Origin of the sequence: Bacillus haynesii (genome assembly GCF_001969855.1) — a bacterium.
In the GTDB taxonomy this organism is placed as follows: domain Bacteria; phylum Bacillota; class Bacilli; order Bacillales; family Bacillaceae; genus Bacillus; species Bacillus haynesii.
In genome coordinates, this window is the sequence record NZ_MRBL01000023.1 from 81022 (window position 1) to 104113 (window position 23092).

At 46.3% G+C, this 23092-nt stretch carries 30 protein-coding genes; 3 read left to right on the forward strand and 27 right to left on the reverse strand.

The genetic code is table 11. From position 1 onward, the window contains the following. Positions 1-152: 152 nt before the first annotated feature. The 21 genes from BTA31_RS18545 to BTA31_RS18645 form a co-directional block, all read right to left on the reverse strand. On the reverse strand, positions 153-1043 hold the full coding sequence (locus BTA31_RS18545; protein ID WP_076793464.1) for a polyprenyl synthetase family protein: 891 nt from the start codon (positions 1041-1043) through the stop codon (positions 153-155). Beyond that, positions 1033-1293 (reverse strand): exodeoxyribonuclease VII small subunit, encoded by a 261-nt coding sequence (locus tag BTA31_RS18550; RefSeq protein ID WP_043927838.1) that lies wholly within the window; start codon positions 1291-1293, stop codon positions 1033-1035. The genes BTA31_RS18545 and BTA31_RS18550 overlap by 11 nt, the downstream gene beginning before the upstream one ends. Continuing rightward, positions 1286-2635, reverse strand: coding sequence for an exodeoxyribonuclease VII large subunit (gene xseA / locus BTA31_RS18555; RefSeq protein WP_076793465.1), 1350 nt, complete (start codon positions 2633-2635; stop codon positions 1286-1288). Before xseA ends, BTA31_RS18550 begins: the two co-directional genes overlap by 8 nt. A gap of 82 nt (positions 2636-2717) precedes the next feature. Then, complete coding sequence (gene folD, locus BTA31_RS18560) at positions 2718-3566, reverse strand: bifunctional methylenetetrahydrofolate dehydrogenase/methenyltetrahydrofolate cyclohydrolase FolD (RefSeq protein ID WP_076793466.1); 849 nt, start codon at positions 3564-3566, stop codon at positions 2718-2720. 16 nt (positions 3567-3582) lie between these two features. Further along, entirely contained in the window at positions 3583-3972 is a 390-nt protein-coding gene (gene nusB, locus BTA31_RS18565; RefSeq protein WP_043927843.1) for a transcription antitermination factor NusB, read from the reverse strand. 292 nt (positions 3973-4264) lie between these two features. Continuing rightward, positions 4265-4648 carry an Asp23/Gls24 family envelope stress response protein gene (locus tag BTA31_RS18570; RefSeq protein WP_031304734.1) on the reverse strand — a complete coding sequence of 128 codons (384 nt, stop codon included), beginning with the start codon at positions 4646-4648 and terminating at the stop codon, positions 4265-4267. A gap of 47 nt (positions 4649-4695) precedes the next feature. Further along, a complete protein-coding gene (gene accC / locus BTA31_RS18575) occupies positions 4696-6048 on the reverse strand; it encodes an acetyl-CoA carboxylase biotin carboxylase subunit (RefSeq protein ID WP_003183389.1) in 1353 nt (450 codons plus the stop codon). Positions 6049-6059: 11 nt separating this feature from the next. Further along, on the reverse strand, positions 6060-6539 hold the full coding sequence (accB, locus tag BTA31_RS18580) for an acetyl-CoA carboxylase biotin carboxyl carrier protein (protein ID WP_076793467.1): 480 nt from the start codon (positions 6537-6539) through the stop codon (positions 6060-6062). 173 nt (positions 6540-6712) lie between these two features. Beyond that, positions 6713-7348 carry a SpoIIIAH-like family protein gene (locus BTA31_RS18585; protein WP_193427265.1) on the reverse strand — a complete coding sequence of 212 codons (636 nt, stop codon included), beginning with the start codon at positions 7346-7348 and terminating at the stop codon, positions 6713-6715. A gap of 3 nt (positions 7349-7351) precedes the next feature. After that, complete coding sequence (gene spoIIIAG, locus BTA31_RS18590; RefSeq protein ID WP_076793469.1) at positions 7352-8041, reverse strand: stage III sporulation protein AG; 690 nt, start codon at positions 8039-8041, stop codon at positions 7352-7354. Next, positions 8034-8663 carry a stage III sporulation protein AF gene (gene spoIIIAF, locus BTA31_RS18595; protein WP_076793470.1) on the reverse strand — a complete coding sequence of 210 codons (630 nt, stop codon included), beginning with the start codon at positions 8661-8663 and terminating at the stop codon, positions 8034-8036. Before spoIIIAF ends, spoIIIAG begins: the two co-directional genes overlap by 8 nt. Before the next feature lie 10 nt (positions 8664-8673). After that, a complete protein-coding gene (spoIIIAE, locus tag BTA31_RS18600) occupies positions 8674-9879 on the reverse strand; it encodes a stage III sporulation protein AE (protein WP_076793471.1) in 1206 nt (401 codons plus the stop codon). Between the two features lie 21 nt (positions 9880-9900). Next, on the reverse strand, positions 9901-10296 hold the full coding sequence (gene spoIIIAD, locus BTA31_RS18605) for a stage III sporulation protein AD (protein ID WP_275667507.1): 396 nt from the start codon (positions 10294-10296) through the stop codon (positions 9901-9903). Between the two features lie 12 nt (positions 10297-10308). After that, positions 10309-10515, reverse strand: coding sequence for a stage III sporulation protein AC (spoIIIAC, locus tag BTA31_RS18610; protein ID WP_003183409.1), 207 nt, complete (start codon positions 10513-10515; stop codon positions 10309-10311). Positions 10516-10536: 21 nt separating this feature from the next. Then, complete coding sequence (gene spoIIIAB, locus BTA31_RS18615) at positions 10537-11052, reverse strand: stage III sporulation protein SpoIIIAB (protein ID WP_043927851.1); 516 nt, start codon at positions 11050-11052, stop codon at positions 10537-10539. Further along, a complete protein-coding gene (gene spoIIIAA / locus BTA31_RS18620; RefSeq protein WP_043927852.1) occupies positions 11046-11969 on the reverse strand; it encodes a stage III sporulation protein AA in 924 nt (307 codons plus the stop codon). The genes spoIIIAB and spoIIIAA overlap by 7 nt, the downstream gene beginning before the upstream one ends. A 91-nt stretch (positions 11970-12060) precedes the next feature. Next, a complete protein-coding gene (locus BTA31_RS18625; protein WP_003183412.1) occupies positions 12061-12342 on the reverse strand; it encodes a YqhV family protein in 282 nt (93 codons plus the stop codon). Between the two features lie 164 nt (positions 12343-12506). Continuing rightward, entirely contained in the window at positions 12507-13064 is a 558-nt protein-coding gene (gene efp, locus BTA31_RS18630) for an elongation factor P (protein ID WP_043927854.1), read from the reverse strand. A gap of 31 nt (positions 13065-13095) precedes the next feature. Further along, entirely contained in the window at positions 13096-14157 is a 1062-nt protein-coding gene (locus tag BTA31_RS18635; RefSeq protein ID WP_076793473.1) for a M24 family metallopeptidase, read from the reverse strand. A 15-nt stretch (positions 14158-14172) separates the two neighbouring features. Further along, on the reverse strand, positions 14173-14610 hold the full coding sequence (gene aroQ / locus BTA31_RS18640) for a type II 3-dehydroquinate dehydratase (RefSeq protein WP_043927933.1): 438 nt from the start codon (positions 14608-14610) through the stop codon (positions 14173-14175). A 79-nt stretch (positions 14611-14689) separates the two neighbouring features. Then, positions 14690-15226 carry a YqhR family membrane protein gene (locus BTA31_RS18645; protein ID WP_076793474.1) on the reverse strand — a complete coding sequence of 179 codons (537 nt, stop codon included), beginning with the start codon at positions 15224-15226 and terminating at the stop codon, positions 14690-14692. A gap of 253 nt (positions 15227-15479) precedes the next feature. On the opposite strand from BTA31_RS18645, the gene BTA31_RS18650 reads away from it, so the two are divergent. Both BTA31_RS18650 and BTA31_RS18655 read left to right on the forward strand, forming a co-directional pair. Beyond that, on the forward strand, positions 15480-16433 hold the full coding sequence (locus BTA31_RS18650; RefSeq protein WP_076793475.1) for a DUF1385 domain-containing protein: 954 nt from the start codon (positions 15480-15482) through the stop codon (positions 16431-16433). A 38-nt stretch (positions 16434-16471) separates the two neighbouring features. Next, positions 16472-16858 (forward strand): SA1362 family protein, encoded by a 387-nt coding sequence (locus tag BTA31_RS18655; RefSeq protein ID WP_043927858.1) that lies wholly within the window; start codon positions 16472-16474, stop codon positions 16856-16858. On the opposite strand, the gene BTA31_RS18660 is transcribed toward BTA31_RS18655, so the two are convergent. The 3 genes from BTA31_RS18660 to BTA31_RS18670 form a co-directional block, all read right to left on the reverse strand. Next, positions 16855-17730, reverse strand: a complete 876-nt coding sequence (locus BTA31_RS18660; protein WP_076793476.1) for a patatin-like phospholipase family protein — start codon at positions 17728-17730, stop codon at positions 16855-16857. The genes BTA31_RS18655 and BTA31_RS18660 overlap by 4 nt on opposite strands. A gap of 132 nt (positions 17731-17862) precedes the next feature. Beyond that, entirely contained in the window at positions 17863-18291 is a 429-nt protein-coding gene (mntR, locus tag BTA31_RS18665; RefSeq protein WP_076793477.1) for a transcriptional regulator MntR, read from the reverse strand. A 91-nt stretch (positions 18292-18382) separates the two neighbouring features. Then, the gene (locus BTA31_RS18670) at positions 18383-19219 is read right to left on the reverse strand and encodes a lipoate--protein ligase family protein (RefSeq protein ID WP_043927861.1); all 837 of its coding nucleotides are present in this window, start codon (positions 19217-19219) and stop codon (positions 18383-18385) included. A 154-nt stretch (positions 19220-19373) separates the two neighbouring features. On the opposite strand from BTA31_RS18670, the gene BTA31_RS18675 reads away from it, so the two are divergent. Then, a complete protein-coding gene (locus BTA31_RS18675) occupies positions 19374-19787 on the forward strand; it encodes a rhodanese-like domain-containing protein (protein WP_043927863.1) in 414 nt (137 codons plus the stop codon). A gap of 204 nt (positions 19788-19991) precedes the next feature. On the opposite strand, the gene BTA31_RS18680 is transcribed toward BTA31_RS18675, so the two are convergent. The 3 genes from BTA31_RS18680 to opuAA are packed head-to-tail and all read right to left on the reverse strand — an operon-like array spanning position 19992 to position 22986. Further along, on the reverse strand, positions 19992-20876 hold the full coding sequence (locus BTA31_RS18680) for a glycine betaine ABC transporter substrate-binding protein (protein ID WP_076793478.1): 885 nt from the start codon (positions 20874-20876) through the stop codon (positions 19992-19994). Then, on the reverse strand, positions 20876-21730 hold the full coding sequence (gene opuAB / locus BTA31_RS18685) for a glycine/proline betaine ABC transporter permease subunit OpuAB (protein WP_076793479.1): 855 nt from the start codon (positions 21728-21730) through the stop codon (positions 20876-20878). Before opuAB ends, BTA31_RS18680 begins: the two co-directional genes overlap by 1 nt. Beyond that, the gene (gene opuAA / locus BTA31_RS18690; protein WP_043927868.1) at positions 21730-22986 is read right to left on the reverse strand and encodes a glycine/proline betaine ABC transporter ATP-binding protein OpuAA; all 1257 of its coding nucleotides are present in this window, start codon (positions 22984-22986) and stop codon (positions 21730-21732) included. Before opuAA ends, opuAB begins: the two co-directional genes overlap by 1 nt. Positions 22987-23092: the final 106 nt, after the last annotated feature.

The following is a 23092-nucleotide window of genomic DNA, read 5'->3' on the forward strand; positions in this document are numbered from 1 at the left end:
ATGAATTCATCCCCATGCGCAAACTTGCATATGCGGACGCTTCGTTTGAAAAAACAGCCGCTAACACAACGTGATAACGGCGCGGCGTTTTAAAGTTCAACTCTCTACATTTTATCATAATAAGCCTTTGATGCTCAAATGGAAGCCCTGTATCAATGATCCCTAGCGGCAATCATATCGCACAACTCGTAAAGAAGCTCTTTTTCAAGCGGAAGCTCTGAAATCAGCTGTTTTGCTTTTTCAATATGTTCATCAAGCTTTTTGTTGGCGCCCTCAAGCGAAAGGAGCGACGGATAGGTCGATTTTCCGTTTGTCGCGTCAGATCCGATCCGTTTGCCGATTTTATCCTCTGAGCCTTCAAGGTCCAGAATGTCATCTCTGATCTGGAAGCCGATGCCGATATGATGGCTGAATTCGCGGAGCTTTTCGATCTCTTTTTCAGATGCATCCGCAAGAATCGCCCCCGCGATGACGCTGAAGCTGAGGAGTTTAGCCGTTTTCCCTTCGTGAATCCGCTGCAGTTCATCAAGAGATACAGACTTTGATTCCGCTTCCATATCTAAAATCTGGCCGCCGACCATGCCTTCAGCCCCCGCTGCCGAAATCAGCTCATTCACCAGTCTGATGCGTTTTTCAGCGGATACATCAGAAGGCATATTGGAAGTGATCATTTTGAAGCTTTCGGTTAATAAGGCGTCTCCGGCGAGAATGGCCGTCGCCTCCCCGTAAATTTTGTGGTTTGTCAGCTTTCCTCTTCTGAGGTCATCGTCATCCATACAAGGAAGATCATCATGGATTAATGAATACGTATGGATCATTTCAACCGCGCATCCGACCGGAATTCCGGCTTCTTCGTCTTTTCCGTACGCATGAAGAAGCGCAAGAACCAAAATCGGTCTCAGCCGTTTCCCCCCGGCTTCCAATGAGTACAGCATGGATTCCTTGAGGATGGACGGCGCTTCCAGGTCTTTAATATACATCGGAAGGCGCTCTTCAATTACTGTTTTTCTCGAAATTAAAAATCCGTCAAGTTTACCGGTCACCTTTTTCCTCCTCCCGAACACTGAAAGGAGCTAATTCTCCATTCTCCCGCAAAATGTAGTCCATCTGCTTTTCGACATTTTGCAGTTTTTCGTGGCACATTTTCGAAAGAGCCATCCCTTCCTGAAAATAGTCAATCGCCTTTTCCAAAGGCACGTCCCCTTCTTCAAGTTTTGATACGATCTGTTCCAGACCTTTCATCGCCTCTTCAAATGTCAGGTTCTCCCGGTTTGTTTTGTTTTCTTCAGCCATTTGTTTCGCCTCTCTTTTGCAGTACCTCACAGGTCAGTGTCCCATCGTTTAATGTGACGCGGATCTCGTCTTTTGCATGAACCTGTTCAATACTTTTAATCAATTCGTTTTCTTTATATGTCAAACTGTACCCTCTTTCCATCACTTGGAGAGGGCTTAATGCATTCAGTTTACCAAGAACCGTTTGAAACTGCGAGTGAATCTGCTTAAGCTGCACATTCATATTCCGCTTCAGCCGGACTGTTTGCTCTTCATGCCTCTTTCTCGCTTGTTTAAGCTGCTCCTCTGGATGAAGCATCTCCAGCTTGTATGTCTGCTCGTTCAGTTTTTGCTTTTTGCGGTCGACGGTCATCGCCAGCTGTTTTTGGAAGCGGTCGAATATCAGGTCGAATTCCTGTTCCTTTTGGGCATATAGCCGTTTCGGGTATCGGAAGGCATAGGAAGACTGAAGGTTTTTCAGCCGCTCCTGCCGCTTTTTTAAATCCTGCTGCATCGATTTTGTCATTCTCGCTTCGAGCGTTTTCAGACGCTCCAGCAAATCAAGCATATTAGGTACGGCCAGTTCGGCCGCTCCTGTCGGGGTCGCCGCGCGCAAATCCGCGACAAAATCGCTGATTGTAAAATCCGTTTCATGCCCGACAGCGGAAATGACCGGAATGTCAGAAGAAAAAATGGCCCTGGCGACAGCCTCTTCGTTAAATGCCCACAGCTCTTCGATTGATCCTCCTCCGCGTCCGACGATTAATACATCGCATAACTCTCTGCGGTTAGCCTCTTTGATGCTGCTTACGATGGACTCGCCCGCGTTTATTCCTTGAACAAGCGTAGGAAGGACGATCACTTTTACAAGGGGGTATCTTCTTTTAATGGTGGTGATCACATCGCGTACAGCCGCTCCAGTTGGAGACGTGACAACACCGACGACGGATGGGAACGCGGGGATGGGTATCTTGTATTTTTCATCAAACAAGCCTTCTTGCGATAGCTTTTTCTTAAGTTCCTCATACGCGAGATGAAGCGCACCTATGCCGTCCGGCTGTATTTCTTTTGCATAAAGCTGATAGTTGCCGCTCGGTTCATATACCGAAATGCCGCCTCTCACCAATACTTTCATCCCGTTTTCAGGGGTAAAGGCGAGATTTCTGTTTTGTCTGGCGAACATGACGGATTGAATGCGGGCATTATCATCTTTCAGTGTAAAATAAATATGGCCTCTGCTATGTATTTTAACATTTGACAGCTCGCCCTTGATCCAAATATCTTCAAGATGGGGGTCCACGTCAAATTTGCGCTTAATATATTTTGTCAAAGCCGTGACCGTGACAAATGATATTTCACTCATGGCACAGTCTCCTTTCTAAGAAGGCACAAGAACGTTCATCCGCCGGCGCGAGACCAGGCGGATGAACGGTTGTACATTAAAGTTAAATTGTACGCTTCGCTGATTTAACCGTGTTATGGGCCAGCATTGTAATCGTCATCGGACCGACACCGCCCGGTACAGGTGTAATATAGGAAGCCTTTTCCTTCGCTTCTTCAAAATCAACATCACCGACGAGCTTTCCGTTGTCAAGGCGGTTGACGCCGACATCGATGACAACGGCTCCCTCTTTCATTTGATCCGCTTTAATGAAATTCGCCTTTCCGACAGCGACAATCAGAATGTCGGCTTTTTTTGTATGAGCCGTAATGTCGGCCGTTCTTGAATGGCAGTACGTAACGGTTGCGTTTTCGTTCAAGAGCAGCTGCCCTACCGGCTTTCCGACGATATTGCTTCGCCCGACGACAACAACCTCTTTTCCCGACAGATCAATTTCGGTTTTCTTTAAAAGCTCCACGATGCCCGCAGGTGTGCAAGGCAGAAATGTATCTTCGCCAAGCAGCATCTTCCCTACGTTTAATGGATGAAAACCGTCAACATCTTTGTCAGGGGATATTCTTTCGATCACCGCTTGTTCGGAAATATGATCCGGAAGAGGCAGCTGGACAAGAATTCCGTGAAAGTCGTCATTTTGGTTGTACTGGTCAATCACTTCAAGCAGCTCCTGTTCAGAGAAGCTTGCATCGAAATGATCCAGCTGAAAACGAATCCCCATTGCTTCAGCTGCTTTTTTCTTTCCCCGTACATATGAAAGAGACGCCGGATCATCACCAATTAAAATAACGGCCAGTCCCGGGGTAACTCCTTGTTTTTTCAGCTCTTCAACTTCCTTGGCCAGCTGCCCGCGCTTTTCCTTTGCTGTTTCTTTCCCGTCGATGATGGTTGCTGTCATTTGCTCTCCTCCTAGATTATTCAAGATCGGATTTAATGTTAGAAAGAACACCGTTTATAAACTTCGCCGACTTGTCATCACCAAATTGCTTTGCCAGTTCAATCGCTTCATTCATAGAGACGTTGACAGGTATGTCATCTAAAAAGATCATTTCGTAGGCGGACAAACGCAAAATCGCGCGGTCGACATTCGCCAGCCTGTCAAGCTTCCAATTGACGAGATGCTGTTTGATCATCTCATCGATTTTCTCTTTGTTCTCTAAGACCCCGTAAACAAGCTGCTCGAAAAAAGCGTCGCTCTCCTGCCCGTCCAAGGCATGCTGCATCGCTTCATTCGGTTCAATATCACTGACATCAATCTGGAATAGTGACTGCAAAGCCTTTTCTCTTGCTGTTCTTCTTTTCATTCTTTCTTTTTCTCCTTTAACCCTCTTTGCTGCTTGCCGTTTAAGCCACAAAGAGATCATATCATATTTTTAGTCTTTCCGCATGCAAAAATCGCGGTTTTATCGTCAATAACCGAATAATAAGAAACAATCATTTATTATCATTCGTTTTTCGAACTTCTTAACAAACTTTCCGGTTTCTCTTATTTTTGATCGATAACGGCGGAAAGATGCCTTTAAACGTTATTTTTTAAAACGGAACATGAAAAAACCAAAGGGCCGTCATTCCCCTTGGTTCTTCCACTTCACCGCACTACATCTCTTGATCGACTTCCACCTCGTGCGTTTTTGAATCGAATTGAATGCCAACGATGTGAATATTGATTTCATTAATCGAAAGAGCTGTCATATTGAGAAGCGTCTGGCGGATATTATCCTGAACGGCATTTGCAACTTTAGGAATCGAAACGCCAAACATCATCACGCAATAAACATCAATGATAATTCCGTCATCGGACAAATCAACTTTGACGCCTTTGCCGTGATTCTTTTTTCCAAACCGTTCCACGACACCTGTCGCGAAATTGCCGCGCATTTCAGCTACGCCCTCAACTTCGGAAGCTGCGATTCCGGCAATGACTTCGATGACTTCCGGAGCGATCTCCACTTTTCCTAAATGATTGTCTTCATGGCTCATTTCCAATAAGCTGTTGTCGTCTTTCAATATGTTCACCTCCGTTAAAATTACGACCCCATTACATCATATATTTCTAAAAACTTCGTATTAAATTCTCCGCTTACGAATGTTTCGTGCTCAAGCAGCTTCAGATGGAACGGTATCGTCGTATGAACGCCTTCGATGACGAATTCGCTCAACGCTCTTTTCATCCTTGAAACAGCTTCTTCCCTCGTCTTCCCGTAAGTGATGACTTTTGCAATCATGCTGTCGTAATAAGGGGGAATCGAGTATCCCGGATAAGCCGCGGAGTCCACTCTGACGCCGAGCCCGCCCGGAGGCAGATACATCTCGATTTTTCCCGGAGAAGGCATGAAGTTTTTCTCAGGGTTTTCCGCATTAATCCGGCATTCGATTGCCCAGCCGTTAAAGGTGACTTCATCTTGGGTGAGGGTTAATTTTTCGCCTGACGCCACTCTGATCTGCTCTTTAATCAGATCAACGCCCGTCACCATCTCTGTCACCGGATGCTCAACCTGAATGCGCGTGTTCATTTCCATAAAATAGAACTTCTGCTCGCGGTAATCGTAGATAAATTCAACCGTTCCCGCGCCCGTGTACTTCACGGCTTCAGCCGCTTTTACGGCCGCCTGCCCCATCTGCTCCCTGATTCCCTCATCCAGAGCAGGTGAAGGGGTTTCTTCAAGCAGTTTTTGGAGCCTTCTTTGGATTGAGCAGTCGCGCTCACCCAAGTGAATCGTGTTTCCGTGTGTGTCTGCAAGCACTTGGATCTCGACGTGCCTGAAGTCTTCAATGTATTTTTCAATGTACACACCCGGGTTGCCGAAAGCGGTGGCAGCTTCCTGCTGGGTGATTTTAATGCCGTTGATCAGTTCTTCTTCCGTACGGGCGACCCTGATTCCTTTTCCGCCGCCCCCGGCAGTTGCCTTTATAATGACAGGATACCCTATATCGCGTGCCAATGAAACCGCATCTTCAATATCTTCTATAATTCCTTTGGAGCCCGGTACGATCGGAACGCCGGCCTGCTGCATTGTTTCCCTTGCAACATCCTTCGTTCCCATCTTAGAAATCGCGTCTGCTGTCGGACCTACGAAGGTTACGTTTACCTCTTCGCAAAGCTCGGCAAAATCGGCGTTTTCCGCCAGGAAGCCGTATCCCGGGTGAATCGCATCAGCACCGGTCATTTTAGCGACGCTGACGATGTTCGTTATATTCAAGTAGCTGTCTTTTGAAAGCTTAGGTCCGATGCAAAATGCTTCATCAGCCATCTGAACATGGAGCGCCTCTCTGTCGGCCTCGGAAAAGACGGCTACTGTTTCAATCCCCAGTTCTTTACAAGCTCTGATAATTCTGACAGCAATTTCTCCCCTGTTCGCAATTAATAGCTTTTTGATCATCTTATTGCTCCTTACTCTGCTTTTACTAAAAATAAAGGTTGTCCGTATTCAACCAGCTGGCCGTTTTCAACTAATACTTCAACGATCTCGCCTTTCACTTCGGCTTCGATCTCATTGAAGAGCTTCATCGCTTCCACAATGCAGACGACAGAGGATTCTGATACCTTTGAACCGACTGTTACGTAAGGGTCGGCTTCAGGCGAAGAAGACTCATAAAACGTTCCGACCATCGGAGAGGTGATTTTGTGGAAGTTCCCGCCGTCTTTTGCCGCTTCTTCTGCCGCAGGCGCACCCTGAACTGGCGCTTGCTTTGCCGGAGCTTCCGGAGCCGGTGTTTGAACAGGAGCCGCAGCCACTTGCTGAATGGTTTGCACGGTTCCGCTTTGTTTTTTCAGTTCAACCTTCGATCCTTCGTTTTCGTATGTAAATTCATTTATCGAAGATTCATCAATTAATTTTATCAACTGTCTGATTTCATCAATGTTTAACATGCTATCGCACCCCTAATGAAAAAGATTTTACGCATTTATCAGTTAGTACTAAAAGTACATACTATGTTCATCTTACAGGAGAGGGATGCCGAATTCAACTACAATCATGAGCGCCCTGCCTCAACAGGGGCCTTAGGCATAAAAAAATCCCGCTTTTTGCAAGCGGGTCATGTTTAATCTGCTGGCTCGAACGTCACAGCCACATCGTTTAAGTTTTTCACTTCTTTTGCGACGATGTCGATGATATCGGTGGCAGCGGCTTTTGAGTGCTCTTTCGCCTTTACCGTAATATTGACTTTATCGCCGTCGGCGTTGACCAAGGCGTCTTTATAGCCTTTTGTTTTGATCAGGGTTTCAAGCGTCTTTTCCGTTCCTTCAGCTTCGCTGAGCTCTGTCATCTTGTCGTAAGCTTCGCTTTTTTCTTTTGCCGTCGCTTTATCGCTTCTGACGATTTCGGTTAATTCCTCTCTCTCCCTGCTGCGCTGATCGTCCATTTCCATGCGGTATGTTGTGAATAAATCTTCACCACCGGATGATTCTTCTGTGACAACCTCTCCGTTCTGCTCACTCGCAGACGTTTCTTTACCTTTTCCGTCTTTCCCTTCAGTTTTGTCTTTAGCAGGCGCGGTGTCTTCTTTGCCATCCTTGGCAGGCTCCTCTTTCATCGGTTTTTCTTTTTCAGCGGCAACTTGTTCTTTGTCATCAACCGTGACGACATTTTCTCCTTCAGGCGACATAATGTAGTAGACACTCAGCACAACGACGAGACTTAACATGGTTAAAAGCCAAACCGTTTGTTTTTTCAGCATCATTTATGAATCCTCCTTCATTTTTTTAGGGGCAACAGCGACGCGGTGGCTCGGAACATCAAGAACCCTTGTCACTGCTTCAATAATGGTCTTTTTTATTTGAACGTTGTCGACTCCCTGAGCGACAACGAGAACACCCCTGATATCGGGCTTTTTCGTCTGAACGACGACAGGCGTCTCTTTATCTCCGTTTTTAATCATGACGATTTCTTCGTCTGAAGACATTTCAGACACCGTCCGCTTGCCTCCCTGTTTATCTGTCTCATTCGTTGAAGTCTCCTGGGTTTTTCTGTTTTTCTCGAATATTTTCAATGAGGTTGCATCAACATTGACGACGATTGACACGTCCTCAACGCCGATGATTGTTTCCAATATGTCTTTGAGCTGATTCTCATATTCCTGTTCGTAATCTTGGATCGAGTCCTTCGGCTTGTCATCTGAGGCGGGCTTAAACACTTCTTTTTCACCTTCACCGCTCTGTCCGGCGCTTTGAGCTTTTTGTGAAGCTGCCGGCTGATCTGCCGTTTGATCTTGAGAAGGTTCGGAAGAGAAGATCTGACTGACGAGCATGAAGGAAACGCCGAGAACAAAAAGCAGCAGAAAGTAGTGATATTTCGTCAGCTTTTTTCCGTCTTTCTCTTCTTTCGGCAGCAGGTGGCCGATCAGCTTTTCGATCCAGGTTCTTTTATTCATTGCCGCTTCGTTCTCCCCCTTCGATATGAACTGTAATCTTGTCGGGGCTTATTTCCCATATGCCTGCTAGCTGTTCTCTGACTTCCCCCGTCTCTTTCTTTTCCCTTTCTCGCATTGACTGGTAGCGGCGATCGGTATTGATCTCGACAGGAGCGACGGCTTGGACCGTTTTTTCCGATGCTGGTTGCAAGAATACCGAGACTTCCGCATACTTACTGAGATCTTTCTCTGTTTTCAGCTGGCTGTCAGAAGAGACCGCGACTCGGTCTATCTTGTATTTGTCACTTGTAAACCTGCCCTCTGCGTTTTTTTCCAATTGAACAGCCATCTGTTCTAAGATATATGCTTGTTGTGAGGCTTGTATTTCTTTTTTTTCTGAATTCAGCTGATTTTTTATTTCGTTTGACTGAACTTGTCCGTTTTTTGTAAGCTTCTCAAAAATCACATCCGGATCTGTCCTGAATAAAGAGAAGATCGGGTTCAGTATCACAATGATCAAGAGCAGGCTGATCACCATTTTCGCGTATTTTTGCATGCTCGAATTCGGCAGAAGCATATCGATGACGATCGCCATCAGAATAAATAGAATAATATTTGTGAGCCACTCTGTCAGAAATTCCATCTCATCCCCCCTACTTCATCATCATCGTCAGATTCCCCGCTGTAATGATCACGGTTAAGCTTAAGAAAAACATCAGCGAAACGATGGCCATGGCAGCGAAAATGTAGATGACGCTTTTACTGATGACATCCAGGCAGCTGATAACCGGACCGCCTCCGAGAGGCTGGAGAACCGCTGCGGCAATTTTGTATATGAGCGCGAGAGAGAGGATTTTGATCGCGGGAAAAGCTGCGATGCAAATTAAGATCGCCACACCGAGTATCCCGACGGTGTTTTTCAACAGGAGAGACGCGCTGATCACCGTGTCCGTCGCTTCGGTAAACATGCGGCCCAACACGGGGATGAAGTTTCCGGTGATGAATTTTGCCGTCCGCAAAGTAATGCCGTCCGTCACTGCGGCTGAGGCGCCCTGAACCGAGATAACACCAAGGAATACGGTTAAAAATGCAGCCAGCGTGCCGATCGCCGCATTTCTGAGGAGCTGGGCCAGCTGTGTGACTTTATATTGGTCCGTCATCGTGCTGACAATGCTTAAAATCGCTGATAAAAATAAAAGCGGCAGCACGATATATTGGATAAATAAGCCGCTCGTGTTCATGAGAAAGAGAATGACCGGATGAAAGAATGCGGCTGAGGCGGCTCCCCCTGAAGTCGCCATCAGCGCCAGAAGCAGAGGTACGAGCGACAGGATAAAGCTTGTCATCGTCTGGATCGCTTCATTCGCATATGTGACAGCAACCCGAAAGCTGTTGAGCGCAAGAATGATCAGCACCATGTAGACAATTGCATACGCCACTTTGCTGACGGTGCTTTGCTGAAATGCGTTTTGCAAAAGCTGAAGCAGCACACAGAAGATGGTCAACAGGATCAGCGTCCCGAGCAGTTTCCCGTTAGCCAGCACTTCATGGAACAAGTAGGAAAACAGCGCTTTGCCCCATTCCTCAGGCGAAAAGTGCTTTTCACCTTTGACAAATTCAAGCAGGCTTCCTTTTTGACTTTCGGGAAGGTGTCCCCCATACTCTGTCAAAATGTTGTTCCAGAACTCCCCGACCCGGTCAAGCTCCAAATCTTCAGCCTGCTCTCTTGCCATTGCTTCAGCCGATTCTTCTGCGGCGGTTTCCCCAGCCGGCTCCGCTTCTTTTGGCGAAGCTTGTACATCACGCGCTCCAAAGCATACGATTCCGATGATCAAGAGCCAGAACAGAAAACGCTTCACTCAGAAAATCCTCCTTTCTGACTAAGACATGGAAGGGATGAGTTCGATGATCGTTTCGATAATCACGGTTAAAATAGGAACGGCCATGACTAAGATGAGGATTTTGCCTGCCAATTCGATCTTCGAAGCAATCGCACCCTGTCCGGCATCCTTTGTCAGCTGGGCGCCAAACTCCGCAATATAAGCAATCCCGATAATCTTCAAAATCGTTTCGACATACATCATGTTGATGTTGGCATTGGCAGCTATTTTTTCAATCATCCGAATGATTTCGTAGACCTGATCTACTAGGAATAGAAAAATTGTGCAGCCGGCAAAAACGATAATCATAAAAGCAAACGTCGGTTTTTGCTCTTTCACAATCAAGCTGAGGAAGGTGGCGATCATTCCCAATCCTACGATTTGAACGATTTCAATGAGTAAGCCCCCCTATCCTTGAAATAGAAAGACAGCTTTTATCTTTTGGAATAGATCATCGACAACAGTAGCCACCATGAACAAAATATAAATGAATCCTAAAAGCGTGACCCATTGGGCATATTCCTTCTTCCCCATTTGATCCAGTATGGTGTGAAGAAAAGCGACGACGATCCCGACGCCGGCAATTTGAAAAATAATATTTACGTCTACTCCCATTTGTGTATGCTCCCCTCTTCATTACATCAATAGAAGAATCAGCAGCAGTCCCGACAAAAACCCAAGGCTCTTCACCATTTTTTCATTTTTCGCCTGGGCGAGATTTGCTTCAGCTTCCTCTGTCTCTAAATGGGTTAACGCCAGTTTGATATGTTTTTGCTGAGAAATCAGATCATGACGGCCAAGCGTTTCGCCGAATTGCCGTAAAATCTCGTATTCTTTCTTTTTGAGAGCCGTTTCAGGCCATACTTTCTCCAGGCTGTCTTCCCATGCCGTCCCTGCTGAAGCGCTGCCTTTTTCCAGCTGTTCTGCAAATGTCTGAAACAAAGAGGCTACCGGCTCGGAAAGCTGGTGTGCGATCTGTTTTGATGCCTGAAGGAGCGGCGTGTGCCCGTACATGATTTCAGCCTCCAAAGACTGCAAAGCGGCCAACAGCTGGCGGATTTGCTTCGGTCTTTCCCTGAAAGGCTTCGCCATTTCAAACCCTGTCCATGTGGCTGCTGCCAAAATAAGCACGGCACCTAAAAGCTTCAGCATGATAACATCCTCTTCGCCGCACCGAGCGGCTCTCCGTTCCCGTTTAAAATGCGGCTCAGGCTGCCGGGACCGTTCTTTCTGGAAAGTTCCACGATTCTCTCAAAAACCCGGTGCTCCTGAAGCATTTTCAATGATGGACGCCTGGAGAGATCGGCATATGTGTAGCCGTGAGCCGAAACGATGACAGACACCCCTGCATGGACCGCTTCCAAGAGTGCTTCTGCGTCTTCCATTCTCCCGATTTCATCGGCGATCATCACCTCCGGACTCATCGATCTGATCATCATCATCAGGCCTTCCGCTTTTGGACAGGCGTCAAGGATGTCTGCCCGGTCGCCGAGCCGATATTGCGGGATGCCGTTTACACACCCTGCGATTTCAGACCTTTCGTCAACAATTCCCACCTTTTTGGCAGGCACGTTGCCGCTTCCTGAGCTGATCAGCCTAGCGAGGTCTCTGAGCAGGGTTGTTTTTCCGGTTTGCGGCGGACCGATAATCAGCGTGTTCAGCCACGAGTTTTGAAATAAATGGGGGACATACGGTTTGGAAATGCCGATTTTTTCTTTGGCAATCCGGATATTAAATGATGATATTTCCCTGATTCCTTTGACAGCCCCGTTTTCGACGACAACCCGGCCGGCAAGCCCCACGCGGTGTCCGCCTCTGATCGTGACATATCCTTTTTTCAATTCCTCTTCCAGTGTATACATGCTGTAATTTCCCAGCCTGTTTAAAAGAAGCGCCGAGTCTTCAGGCGTCGCCGCATAAGGAAGAAAGCGCGGCTTTCCTTTGTTCACCAGTTCCAGCGGACGACTTGTCCGAATCCGAATTTCTTCTATCTGATCGATTTCATGGTCGCCAAGACCGCTGAGCGCGCGTTTGATCGTATCGGGGAGAATCTCTGTGATGTGATGCAAAAACACTCCCTCCTCTTTTTGCTTGTCTTCTATAAAAATGTATGATCAAAGGAAGACATTATGACAAGTCGGTCTCTCTTATCATGTGTCACTATTTATAGATCCCTGCGATGATCAAAACCACTCCCATAAAGATCAAAATCAGCTTTGCGTAAGAAAGCTGCCCTGCAATCTGATAGATGCCGATTGTCATTGTAATAATAAAGATGAGCGGCCCGACCATGGCCAGCACGCTGTTGACCGCCACGGCTTTTCTGACGTCGTTTGTCAAAAGCATCACGACAGCAGCCGTCAGTTCGATCAAAGATGATACCACCCTTAACGCCGCCATTGTCAAAACCGTCGGATTAACTTGTCCAAAGAAAAGCTTCATGATCTTAAACCTCCAGTAACACTTCCTCTTTTTTTACAATCTATGCTCTCCCTTGAAAAAGTAGTCTTCCGATTTTTCTATTTGGCATGTGAGAGGTAAAAGATTCAGACAGCAAAAAAAAAAGAGCCGGCTTCAGTGAAGCCGGCTCTTTCCCGCTGTTACCTTTATGCTCTTGATACGTAAGATCCGTCAGAAGTATTGACAACAAGCGTATCTCCTTCGTTTACGAAGAACGGCACGTTGACAACAAGGCCTGTTTCTGTTTTTGCTGGTTTTGTTCCGCCTGAGGCTGTGTCGCCTTTGATGCCCGGTTCTGTTTCAACAACTTTCAGTTCGACCGTATTCGGAAGTTCGATTCCGATCGTCTCTGTCTGATACATCATGATGTGGACAGACATATTTTCAAGCAGGAATTTGAGCTCGTATTCGATTTGCTTCTCGTTCAGCTCAAGCTGCTCGTAAGATGTCGTATCCATAAAAACGTGCTGGTCGCCGTTGGCATACAAGTACTGCATCGTTTTTGTTTCAATTTGGGCGCGCGCCACTTTTTCACCTGCGCGGAATGTTTTTTCCTGAATCGCACCTGTGCGAAGATTTCTCAGTTTGGAACGGACAAATGCCGCACCTTTTCCCGGCTTAACGTGCTGGAAGTCAACAACGCGCCAGATGCCTCCGTCTACTTCAATCGTTAAACCTGTGCGAAAATCGTTTACTGAAATCATGATTATCCTCCTATTGCTCCAATCAAACGGATTATAAAATAATTAAATCTTTCGCGGAATGGGTAAGGGATTCGTTTCCTTCCTCTGTCAGGACAATATCATCTTCTATCCTGACCCCGCCTTTGCCCGGTATGTAAATTCCCGGTTCAACCGTTACAACCATGCCTTTTTCAAGCATCTGGTCAGAACGTGCTGAAAGCGCCGGACTTTCATGAACTTCCATGCCGAGGCCGTGGCCTGTTGAATGGCCGAAATAATCGCCGTAGCCTTGTGAAGATATGTAGTCCCTTGTATAAGCGTCAGCCTGTTTCCCGGTGATTCCCGGCTTGATGCTCCGCATGCCGATAGCCTGCGCCTCAAACACGGTTTGATAAATGCGTTTCAGCTCATCATCCGGCTCTCCTACCGCGACCGTACGCGTAATGTCCGAGCAGTAACCTTTATAGTAAGCCCCGAAGTCCAATGTCACAAGGTCGCCTTTCTCAATCGCTTTTCCGCTTGCCACTCCGTGCGGCAGACTTGAGCGTACGCCTGACGCCACGATCATATCGAAGGACGAATGATCAGCTCCCTGGCTCCGCATATAAAACTCGAGCTCATTGGCGACTTCAATTTCGGTGATGCCTGGCTTTATGACCGTCAGAATATGGCTGAATGCATTATCTGCAATCTTTGCAGCTTCCTTTAATATCTTAATCTCTTCACTTGACTTAATCAAGCGCAACTTTTCCACAGATTGAGAAACAGGAACGAGTTCAGCTGCGCCAAGCTGCTCTTTGTAGGCGGCATACGTTCCGTATGTCATTTTATCCTGTTCAAAACCGATTTTGTTTATCCCCATCTCTTTGATCACTTCGGCGGCCTTTTGAACGATTCCGCCGGCATGCTGAACAATGTCAAAGCCTTTGATTTGATCTTTCGCCTGTTCTGTATAGCGGAAATCCGTAATAAAGACTGCTTGATCGCCGGAGATGACCGCCAATCCAGAAGATCCGGTAAATCCGGTGATGTACCGCAGATTAACGCTGCTCGTCACCAACATACCGTCAATGCCCAAACCGCTGAAAAGCTCTCTCAATTTGTTTAGTTTCATTGTCCACTAGTCCCCCTATTTGTTATTTGTGTTCATAAAATAACAGATGGCCAGCTTATAACCTTCAAAGCCGAGTCCGGTGATCTGGCCTCTTGCAACCGGAGCGATGACCGAGCGGTGCCGGAACTCTTCCCTTGCATGCGGGTTTGAAAGATGAATCTCAATCACCGGTATGCTGATTGCAGCCACCGCATCGCGGATCGCATAGCTGTAATGGGAGAAAGCCCCCGGATTCAAAACGATTCCATCGTATTGTTCCTCTGCCTCATGAAGCGCATCAATCAGGTCCCCTTCGTGGTTTGATTGAAAAAAAGTCAATTCAGTCTGAATGCCTTCGGCAAATTGAAAAAGTTTTTGTTCCAAATCGGTTAATGTGTCTGTCCCGTATACATCGGGTTCGCGTTTTCCAAGCCGGTTTAAATTCGGTCCGTTCAAAATTAAAATATGTGGCAACTCTGCCTCCCCTTTCTCATCACGCAAAAAAATGTCCACTTACAGTGAACATTTTATCATATTGCTTCCTGATCAGGCACTATTCTCTTGTTTCTCCAAAGGCTCGCGTCAGCTTTTCAGAATTGAGTTCATTGTATTCAAACGAAATAGAATAGCCGACGAATAAACCGTAAAGCAGATAAATGCACAGCGTCGTCACAACCGTTTCCCTCTTTAATTCAGCCACAGTCTGAACATCGGGGAACATCGGATTGAACAGATAAAACACGACAGCCCACAAAACGGCTCCATATACAACGCCTGCCCACATGCCTCTGACCTGCTTCAAAGTGCCGTAGTAAAGCAGGGCAGCCCCGATGGAAATAACACCGATCAATAAGATGCTGATAAACGTTCCAAGAAATCCGTTTTTCCAGTCGCCGATGACAAAAGGCTGGAGAATCATGTTCGCATTGACCTCGGAGAACTTAAAAAGGTACGCCAGCTCACCGAGTGCACTCCAGAGCACTCCGCCGACAAAGCCTGTCGTGATCACCCTTCCGGTGAAAGTCATCGGAGTTTCACGCTTATTTTGCTCAAGCTCTTCCGGCTGTTTTTGATTGTCTTCATTACCCATACAGTCCAGATCACCTCCATTTCCAGTATGTCCAAAAACAACCTCACCAACATCAGCTTTCCCAGATTTTTTAAGATCCGAGTGTAAAAAGCATGAAAAAGGGTATACTTTAATTAGATTTGGCTTTGTAAGAGGTTCGAATTTCTTAAATTTTTTGAGCCCGTCAATCTAGAGGTTTCAGCGGTTTTCCTGTACAATAGGTGTAAGGAAATGGTTAATGTACTCATAGATTGATACAGATAGGTTGATGCAAATGTCAAATCAAACAAAACAGCCCGCATACGGAGGGCAGGCAGTCGTCGAAGGCGTCATGTTCGGCGGCAGGCGCCATTATGTAACCGCGATCCGCAGAAAAGACGAAAGCATTGAATTTTTCAAGCTGCCTCGGAAAAGCAATCCGACGCTTGAAAAATTAAAGAAAATTCCTTTTCTCAGAGGGATTATCGCGATTGTTGAAGCCAGCGCGAACGGCACCCAGCACTTGAATTTTTCGAGCGAACGCTATGACCTCGATCCTTCTTTAGACGATCAATTGAAAGAAGAGAAGCCGTCCAAGCTGACGATGATTTTTGGTCTCGCCGCAGTCGGCGTCCTGTCTTTTTTGTTCGGCAAGTTTATTTTTACGCTCGTGCCCGTTTTTTTAGCGGAGCTTACCCGTCCGGTCTTTCAGTCGGACGTCGCGCAGATTATGATCGAAAGCTTTTTTAAGCTGCTCCTTCTCTTAAGCTATATTTACGCCATATCATGCACTCCTTTTATTAAAAGAGTTTTTCAATATCACGGAGCAGAACACAAGGTCATAAACTGTTACGAGCAAAATCTGCCGGTCACGGTTGAAAACGTTCAGCGGCAGTCAAGACTGCACTACCGATGCGGAAGCAGCTTTATTCTATTCACCGTCATCGTGGGCATGTTTGTTTACTTGCTTGTTCCTACTGACCCTCTCTGGGTTCGTATTTTGAATAGACTTGCACTGATACCCGTCGTTCTCGGCATTTCATTTGAAGTCCTGCAGCTGACAAATAAACTGAGAGACATCCCCGTCTTGAAGGTGCTCGGCTACCCGGGCTTATGGCTGCAGCTTTTAACAACGAAAGAGCCGTCTGACGATCAGGTGGAAGTGGCAATCGCAAGCTTCAATGAGCTTCTTCATATGGAGACCAAAGCAGAGGACGAACAGAAGGAACCTTCTAATATCGTAATGTAATGTAACGAATAGGTTAATTTTTTGGGAGGTGGACAGTTATGAAGCAACGCGTACATCCTGTCTCAGCTTTAATTATTGCGTTTGGAATTTTTGGGTTTGTTTATTTCGCCGTCACAAGTCCGGGCCGCCTGCTCCAATACTTGCTTGTTTTTGCCGCGGTCGGCGCCATCATTTATTTCGTGATCAGGCGAATTTCCAATCGCACTATGGGCAGTGAGGGAGCCGCTTTTAAGAAAGCAGCCAAACAATCCAACAGGCGTTTTCAGGATCACAAAAAACGCCCTTTAAAAGGCAGGGTCAATCATCTGAGAAGCGTACCGTCTATCAATAAATCGAAGCCGGTATTGGTGAAGAAAAAAAGCCAGACCCAGCTGACAGTGATTGAAGGCAAAAAAAGCAAAAAGAAAAACAGGGCTTTCTTTTAATACGTCCACTGTTTCAAAAATAATTCTGTTCGTTTTTTTCCTAGCTCGATTAGAGCTAGTTTTTTTTCTGCCGACATCGCGAATTCAGTCGACAGGACTTCCTCAACAGGCAAAAAAATGATGTTCCGCTCATGTTTCGTGGCAATGTGCCTGGCGTCATGCGCCTCTTTCATCGTCTCAAACAGCGCCCCGAACAGCTCGAACGCATTTTTAATCGTATTCTTCGGCCTCTCTTTTTCATTGGGCATCAGCGTGATGCCCAGTACCGGCCGTTTTTTTTCTGTTGTAAACAGCCACATCGGAAAATTGCTTAGAACTCCGCCGTCTACGACGACGCTGATGCCGCTCGCGGACTTGAGTTTCACCGGCTCAAAAAAATAAGGGATGCTGCAGCTCATCCGGACCGCCCTGGCGACGGAAAAACGCCTTGGATTCAAGCCGTACCTGTTTAAATCGTCAGGCAGGACAAGCATCTTGCCGTTCGATAAGTCGGAAGCGATCAATTTCAGCTTTCCCTGTTCAAGATCCCCGAACACTGAAATGCCTTTCGCTTTCAACTTCTCGGAAATCCAGTTTTCCAGTTTATCTCCTTTATATAAACCGAGCCGCCAATAAATCGATGCCCATTGCAGCATTTTCAAAGGCAGGAGTGAAAACCTCGGGTCAAGGAGCTCGCTTTCGTTTAATTCTTCCATCATTTGGCGGATCTCCGCACTTGTATAGCCGGCCGCGATAAACGAGGCAATAATTGAACCGGCGCTCGTTCCGGCCAGCCTTTTAAATCGAAAGCCCCGTTTCTCAAGCGCTTCGTATGCTCCTACAAGCGCAATCCCTTTCATGCCGCCGCCTGAAAAAACCCCGTCGATGTACATCGCGGTCTCCCCCCCCTTAAAAGATGGCTCTACACCATTTTAAGAAACGGACAGAAAAAAAAGACCATGAGACAAAGCGACAGCCGGAAAAACTGATACGGAAAGAAAAAAACCGCCGTTACCCGGCGGCTTTTATTGATTTTCCTGTTCGTTTCTTTTTTGGACGCTTCTTAAATCGGTGACTCTTTTGCTGTCGTCTTCCAAATACTGCACAAGATCTCCGATACGGTCAATGCTGTTCCAGCTTAAATGATGTTCGATTCCTTCAACATCATCATAAATTTTCTCTTCGTCAACACCAATGATTCTTAAAAACTGCTCCAATAATTCATGTCTGTATACTAAACGCTTGCCTATTTTCTTTCCTTTGGGCGTCAGCACGAGGCCACGATACTTTTCATAAATCAAATATTCGTCTTTATCGAGTTTTTGAACCATTTTTGTAACCGAGGAGGGATGGACGGCCAGAGCTTCGGCTATATCTGAGACTCTTGCATATCCTTTTTCTTCAATCAGCATATAAATTTGTTCTATGTAATCTTCCATACTCGGTGTTGTCATCAAATCCCTCCAAATCACACCTATTCAAATCATAACAAGTTTACACTATGTGCATGTAAAAAACAAGCAACGGGATAACGTTTTCACCCGATTACCTTCTATAATTCCATTCATCTGCCGCATACTTCGTCTTGGCGAGATCGGCGACAAATTCCGTTTCCTCTTCCGTCAGTTCATAAGGCTCCAAATGAATGTTAAGCCCTTTTTCGAACCCTTTTTTAAAAGCTTCGCTCGCTTCTTCAATCGTGACTTTGTCTTTCGTCAACTCATTGATGGCGACCGCTTTTTGTTTGAAGTTTCTCTGCATGCGCTCTCTGAGGCGGTCATTTTTGTAAATAAACAAATCAAAGAGCTTGTCCTCATCCAGGTCAAGAAGGATCGAACCGTGCTGAAGAATGACGCCTTTCTGCCTCGTCTGGGCGCTTCCTGCGACCTTTCTGCCTTCGACAACGAGCTCGTACCACGACGGCGCGTCAAAACAGACGGAAGATCTCGGATTTTTCAAGCTCTGTTTCTCTTTTTCCGTTCTTGGTATGGCGAAATACGCATCAAGTCCCAGCTCTCTGAAGCCTTCAAGAATACCTTCAGAGATGACGCGGTACGCTTCCGTCACCGTCTTCGGCATTTCCGGGTGTTCTTCAGACACAATGACGCTGTAGGTCAGCTCTTGATCATGAAGCACGCCTCTTCCTCCGGTCGGCCTTCTCACAAAGCCCAAACCGTGTTTTTTGACGGCATCCAGATTGATTTCCTTTTCGATATTTTGAAAATAGCCGACTGAAAGCGTTGGCGGATTCCAGCCGTAAAAGCGGATGGTCGGCGGAATTTTATTTTCGCTGTGCCAATAAAGGAGCGCCTCATCGAGCGCCATATTAAAAGCGGGATCCTGTCGTCCCGAATCGATAAAACGCCATGTTTCTTTTTCCATAACCTACCCTCTTTTTCTTTGGTATAAAATAAGTCTACCATTCCCTCTTAAAATTGAAAATAAATTCGGCGAATCAGATGACAGATTTCTGAGGCTTTACTATAATAGTACTTGTCTTAACATATCGTTAAAAATCTCCCGCTGATCAGGCGGGATGAATTCAAAAAGGAGTCGGATCAGATTGTCTACCAGCAGCATTATCGTTCTCTTGATTTGCGCCGCGCTCATCATCTACGCGGTCGTTTCATACATCTATCAGCAGCGCATTATGAAAACCTTGACAGAAGAAGAATTCCGGGCAGGCTATCGCAAAGCGCAGCTCATCGATGTGCGCGAGCCAAACGAGTATGAAGGCGGCCACATTTTGGGTGCGAGAAACATTCCGCTTTCACAGCTTAAGCAAAGAAAAAGCGAAATCCGGCCTGACAAACCGGTTTACCTGTACTGCCAAAACAACGTCAGAAGCGGAAGAGCCGCCCAAACGCTCCGCAAACACGGCTGTAAAGAGATTTACAACCTGAAAGGCGGATTCAAAAAATGGGGCGGAAAAATTAAAACGAAAAATTAATAACCGAAGCTGTCTCTCCTATGAGAAAGCTTCAGTTGAGTCCAGCATCCTAAAGCGGTTTAACGTTTTAGGATGTTTTTTTAGCATATCCGGCAGGCAATCAAGAACAGGCAGGAGAAAAAGTTTGTCAGAGGATTCGGGTGATGAGCCGTTATCCTTGCAGACAAAAATAAGCCGGCGAAATGGGTTCGCCGGCTTTGTTCGTTATTTTTTCAAGTCTTCGATTGAATTGACATCTTTCATATATGTCGGAACGACAAGGCCAATTTTTACGCCTGTCATGTTTGTACCGATATCTTCGTATTTGCCTTTGTATTTTTCAGCATATGTTTTATGTGTCTGCGGCAGCCATGCAGCAAGTGAAGCATCAACGCTTCCTTTTGCAATACCAGTCCACATCGGACCTGCTTCTACTTGGCTGAGCGTAACGTTGTAGCCTAAGTCTTCAAGAACTTTTGCGATGACATTCGTGCTCGCAATTTCACTGTCCCATGCCACATAGCCGAGCTTAATTTTTTCGCCGTCCGCTTTATCGACGCCTTTTGTCCATTTCTTAACAAGATCTTGATGTTTTTTCACGAAATCTGCTGCAGCTTTTTCCGGTTTTTTGCCTTCCTGAACGGCAAGCATGACTTCTCCCATATCATCCTCTGTCCAGCTGAATTGGCTGAGCAGTTTGTTAGCACCCGGATGATCGTCCTTGAATCCTTTGCGCGTAACAGTATGGATTTCTTCGGCATCACCGTAGGAACCTTTTGGATCTTTCAAGTATTTCAGATCGTATTTTGCAAACATCCAATGCGGTGTCCAGCCCGTAATGATGATCGGTTCTTTTTTATCATAAGCTTTTTTCAATGCGGCTGTCATCGCTGAGCTTGATCCTGATGTTACAGTCCATTTGCTGAGATCGTAGTCCTTGAGCGCCTGGTCCGTTGCATTCATAATGCCCGCTCCAGGATCAATGCCGGTAATTTTATAATCGACTTGATCGCCTGCTGACGCATTTTCATTATTATTGCTGCTTCCGCAGGCAGCCAGACCCAATGTCAGTACTGCTGCGGTGCCGATTCCCGCTATCTTTTTCCACATTATGCATTCCCCCTGCTTTTTTTCAATTTTATATTTTGTGTAACCCGGTCAAGTACGATCGCTATAATAACAATCGCAAGCCCGGTTTCTACACCGGTACCCGTTTGCAGCTGGGTAACAGCCCGGTAAACTTCTTCTCCGAGTCCAGGCGCACCTACCATTGATGCAATAACGACCATTGACAAAGCAAGCATGATGCTTTGATTAATACCGGCCAGAATGGTTTTCGTCGCGAGCGGCAGCTGCACTTTAAAGAGCCGCTGACTTGTCGTTGAACCAAATGCTTCTGTAGCTTCAATCAGATCTTCAGGCACCTGCTGGATTCCCAAGATCGTCATCCGGATTGTCGGAGGCATCGCAAAGATAACGGAAGCGACAACACCCGGCACAACCCCGATATTGAAAAAGAAGATGGCCGGAAGCAAATAAACGAAAGCCGGCATCGTCTGCATTAAGTCAAGGATGGGTGTGACGATCCTCCGAACCGTTTTCTTTTGGGAGCCCCAGATTCCGACCGGAATGCCGATAATGACAGAAATCAGAACGGATGTGACGACAAGCGCCAATGTCTGAAGCATGGCGTCCCAATATCCTAAATAATCAATGATAAAAAATCCGATCAAAGTAAACAGCGCAATGCCTCTTTTGCTGATCACCCAGACGAGCGCGGCAAAAATAACAGTCAAAATAACCGGCGGAACAAGACCCAAACCTTGGACAATCGCATCAACAAACGATTCCACACCGCTGGCAATTCCGTCAAATACCCCGCCGAATGACACCGTCAGCCAGTCAACAAACTGATCGATCCAATCGGCTAAAGGGATGCGGGGAAGCGATGATAAAGTAAACATTATCTCACCTCCTGAATAACAGCTTCATGTGATGGTTCATGATCTGAATTTGCATTAATATACCGGTCATTTCCGGCAAGCGCTCCGATTAATGCGCCCTTGACGATGATCCCTTTCATCCGCTGTTTTTCATCGACGACAGCAATCGGGATGCTGGCATCAGAGACCAATTCAAAAATATCCGTCAGGACAGCATTCTCTTCTACGGTTGTGATGTCTCTTGAGATGACGCTCTCCAGCGTCTGGCTTTTTTCGGCTGCTTGTTTAGCTGTTTCAGCATCAACTGATCCGAGGAGCCTATTGTGTTTGTCAACGGCGTAAATCGAGGAAATCCCCAGGTTTTTCATCAGCGTCAGTGCAACGCGCGGCCCTTTGTCTACGCGCACGGTTTCAGCCCGTTTCATAATGTGACCGGCCGTCAGCACTTTAGATAAGTCGACATCTTCAACGAATTTTTCAACATATTCGTTCGACGGATTCATTAAGATCTCTTCCGGCGTACCGATTTGAACGATGTTTCCGTCTTTCATCAATGCGATTCGATCGCCGATTCTCAGCGCTTCATCAAGATCGTGGGTGATGAAAATAATCGTTTTTCCTACTGATTCATGCAAATCGAGGAGTTCATCCTGCATATCCTTGCGAATCAGCGGGTCAAGCGCGCTGAACGCTTCGTCCATCAGCAGAATGTCCGGATCATTCGTCAATGCGCGGGCAAGCCCGACGCGCTGCTGCATCCCGCCGCTCAGCTGATCCGGATATTGCTGTTCATATCCTTCAAGCCCGACAAGCTTTAATGATTCCATCGCTTTTAGCCGGCGTTTTCTTTTATCCACTTTTTGCAGTTCCAATCCGTACTCGGTGTTTTCAAGAATCGTTTTGTGCGGAAACAGAGCAAACTTTTGAAAGACCATGCTGATTTTTTTCCGGCGGATTTCCCGCAGCTGGTCTTTGGACATATTTGTTATCATGTCACCATCTATGTACACATGTCCTGCAGTCGGTTCAATCAGCCGGTTTAAAAGCCGCACCAAGGTTGATTTACCGCTCCCTGATAGACCCATGATGACAAATATCTCACCTTCATAAACGCTAAAATCTGCTTGGTTCACCCCGACGGTCGCCCCGGTTTCTTTCAGAATTTCTTTTTTGGTTTTGCCATCGGCAAGCAGCTGCGTTGCTTTCTTTGTATTCTTTCCAAACACTTTGGACACTTTTTCTACTTTTATCTTGATTGGCTTTTCGTCTGAATTCATATTTCTCCTCCCGTATGAAGCAATCTAATATACCGTAACATTCATGTAACATATGAGACAAACGGCATATTCGCTGTCATTTTGTATCATTACCTTCATATTCATC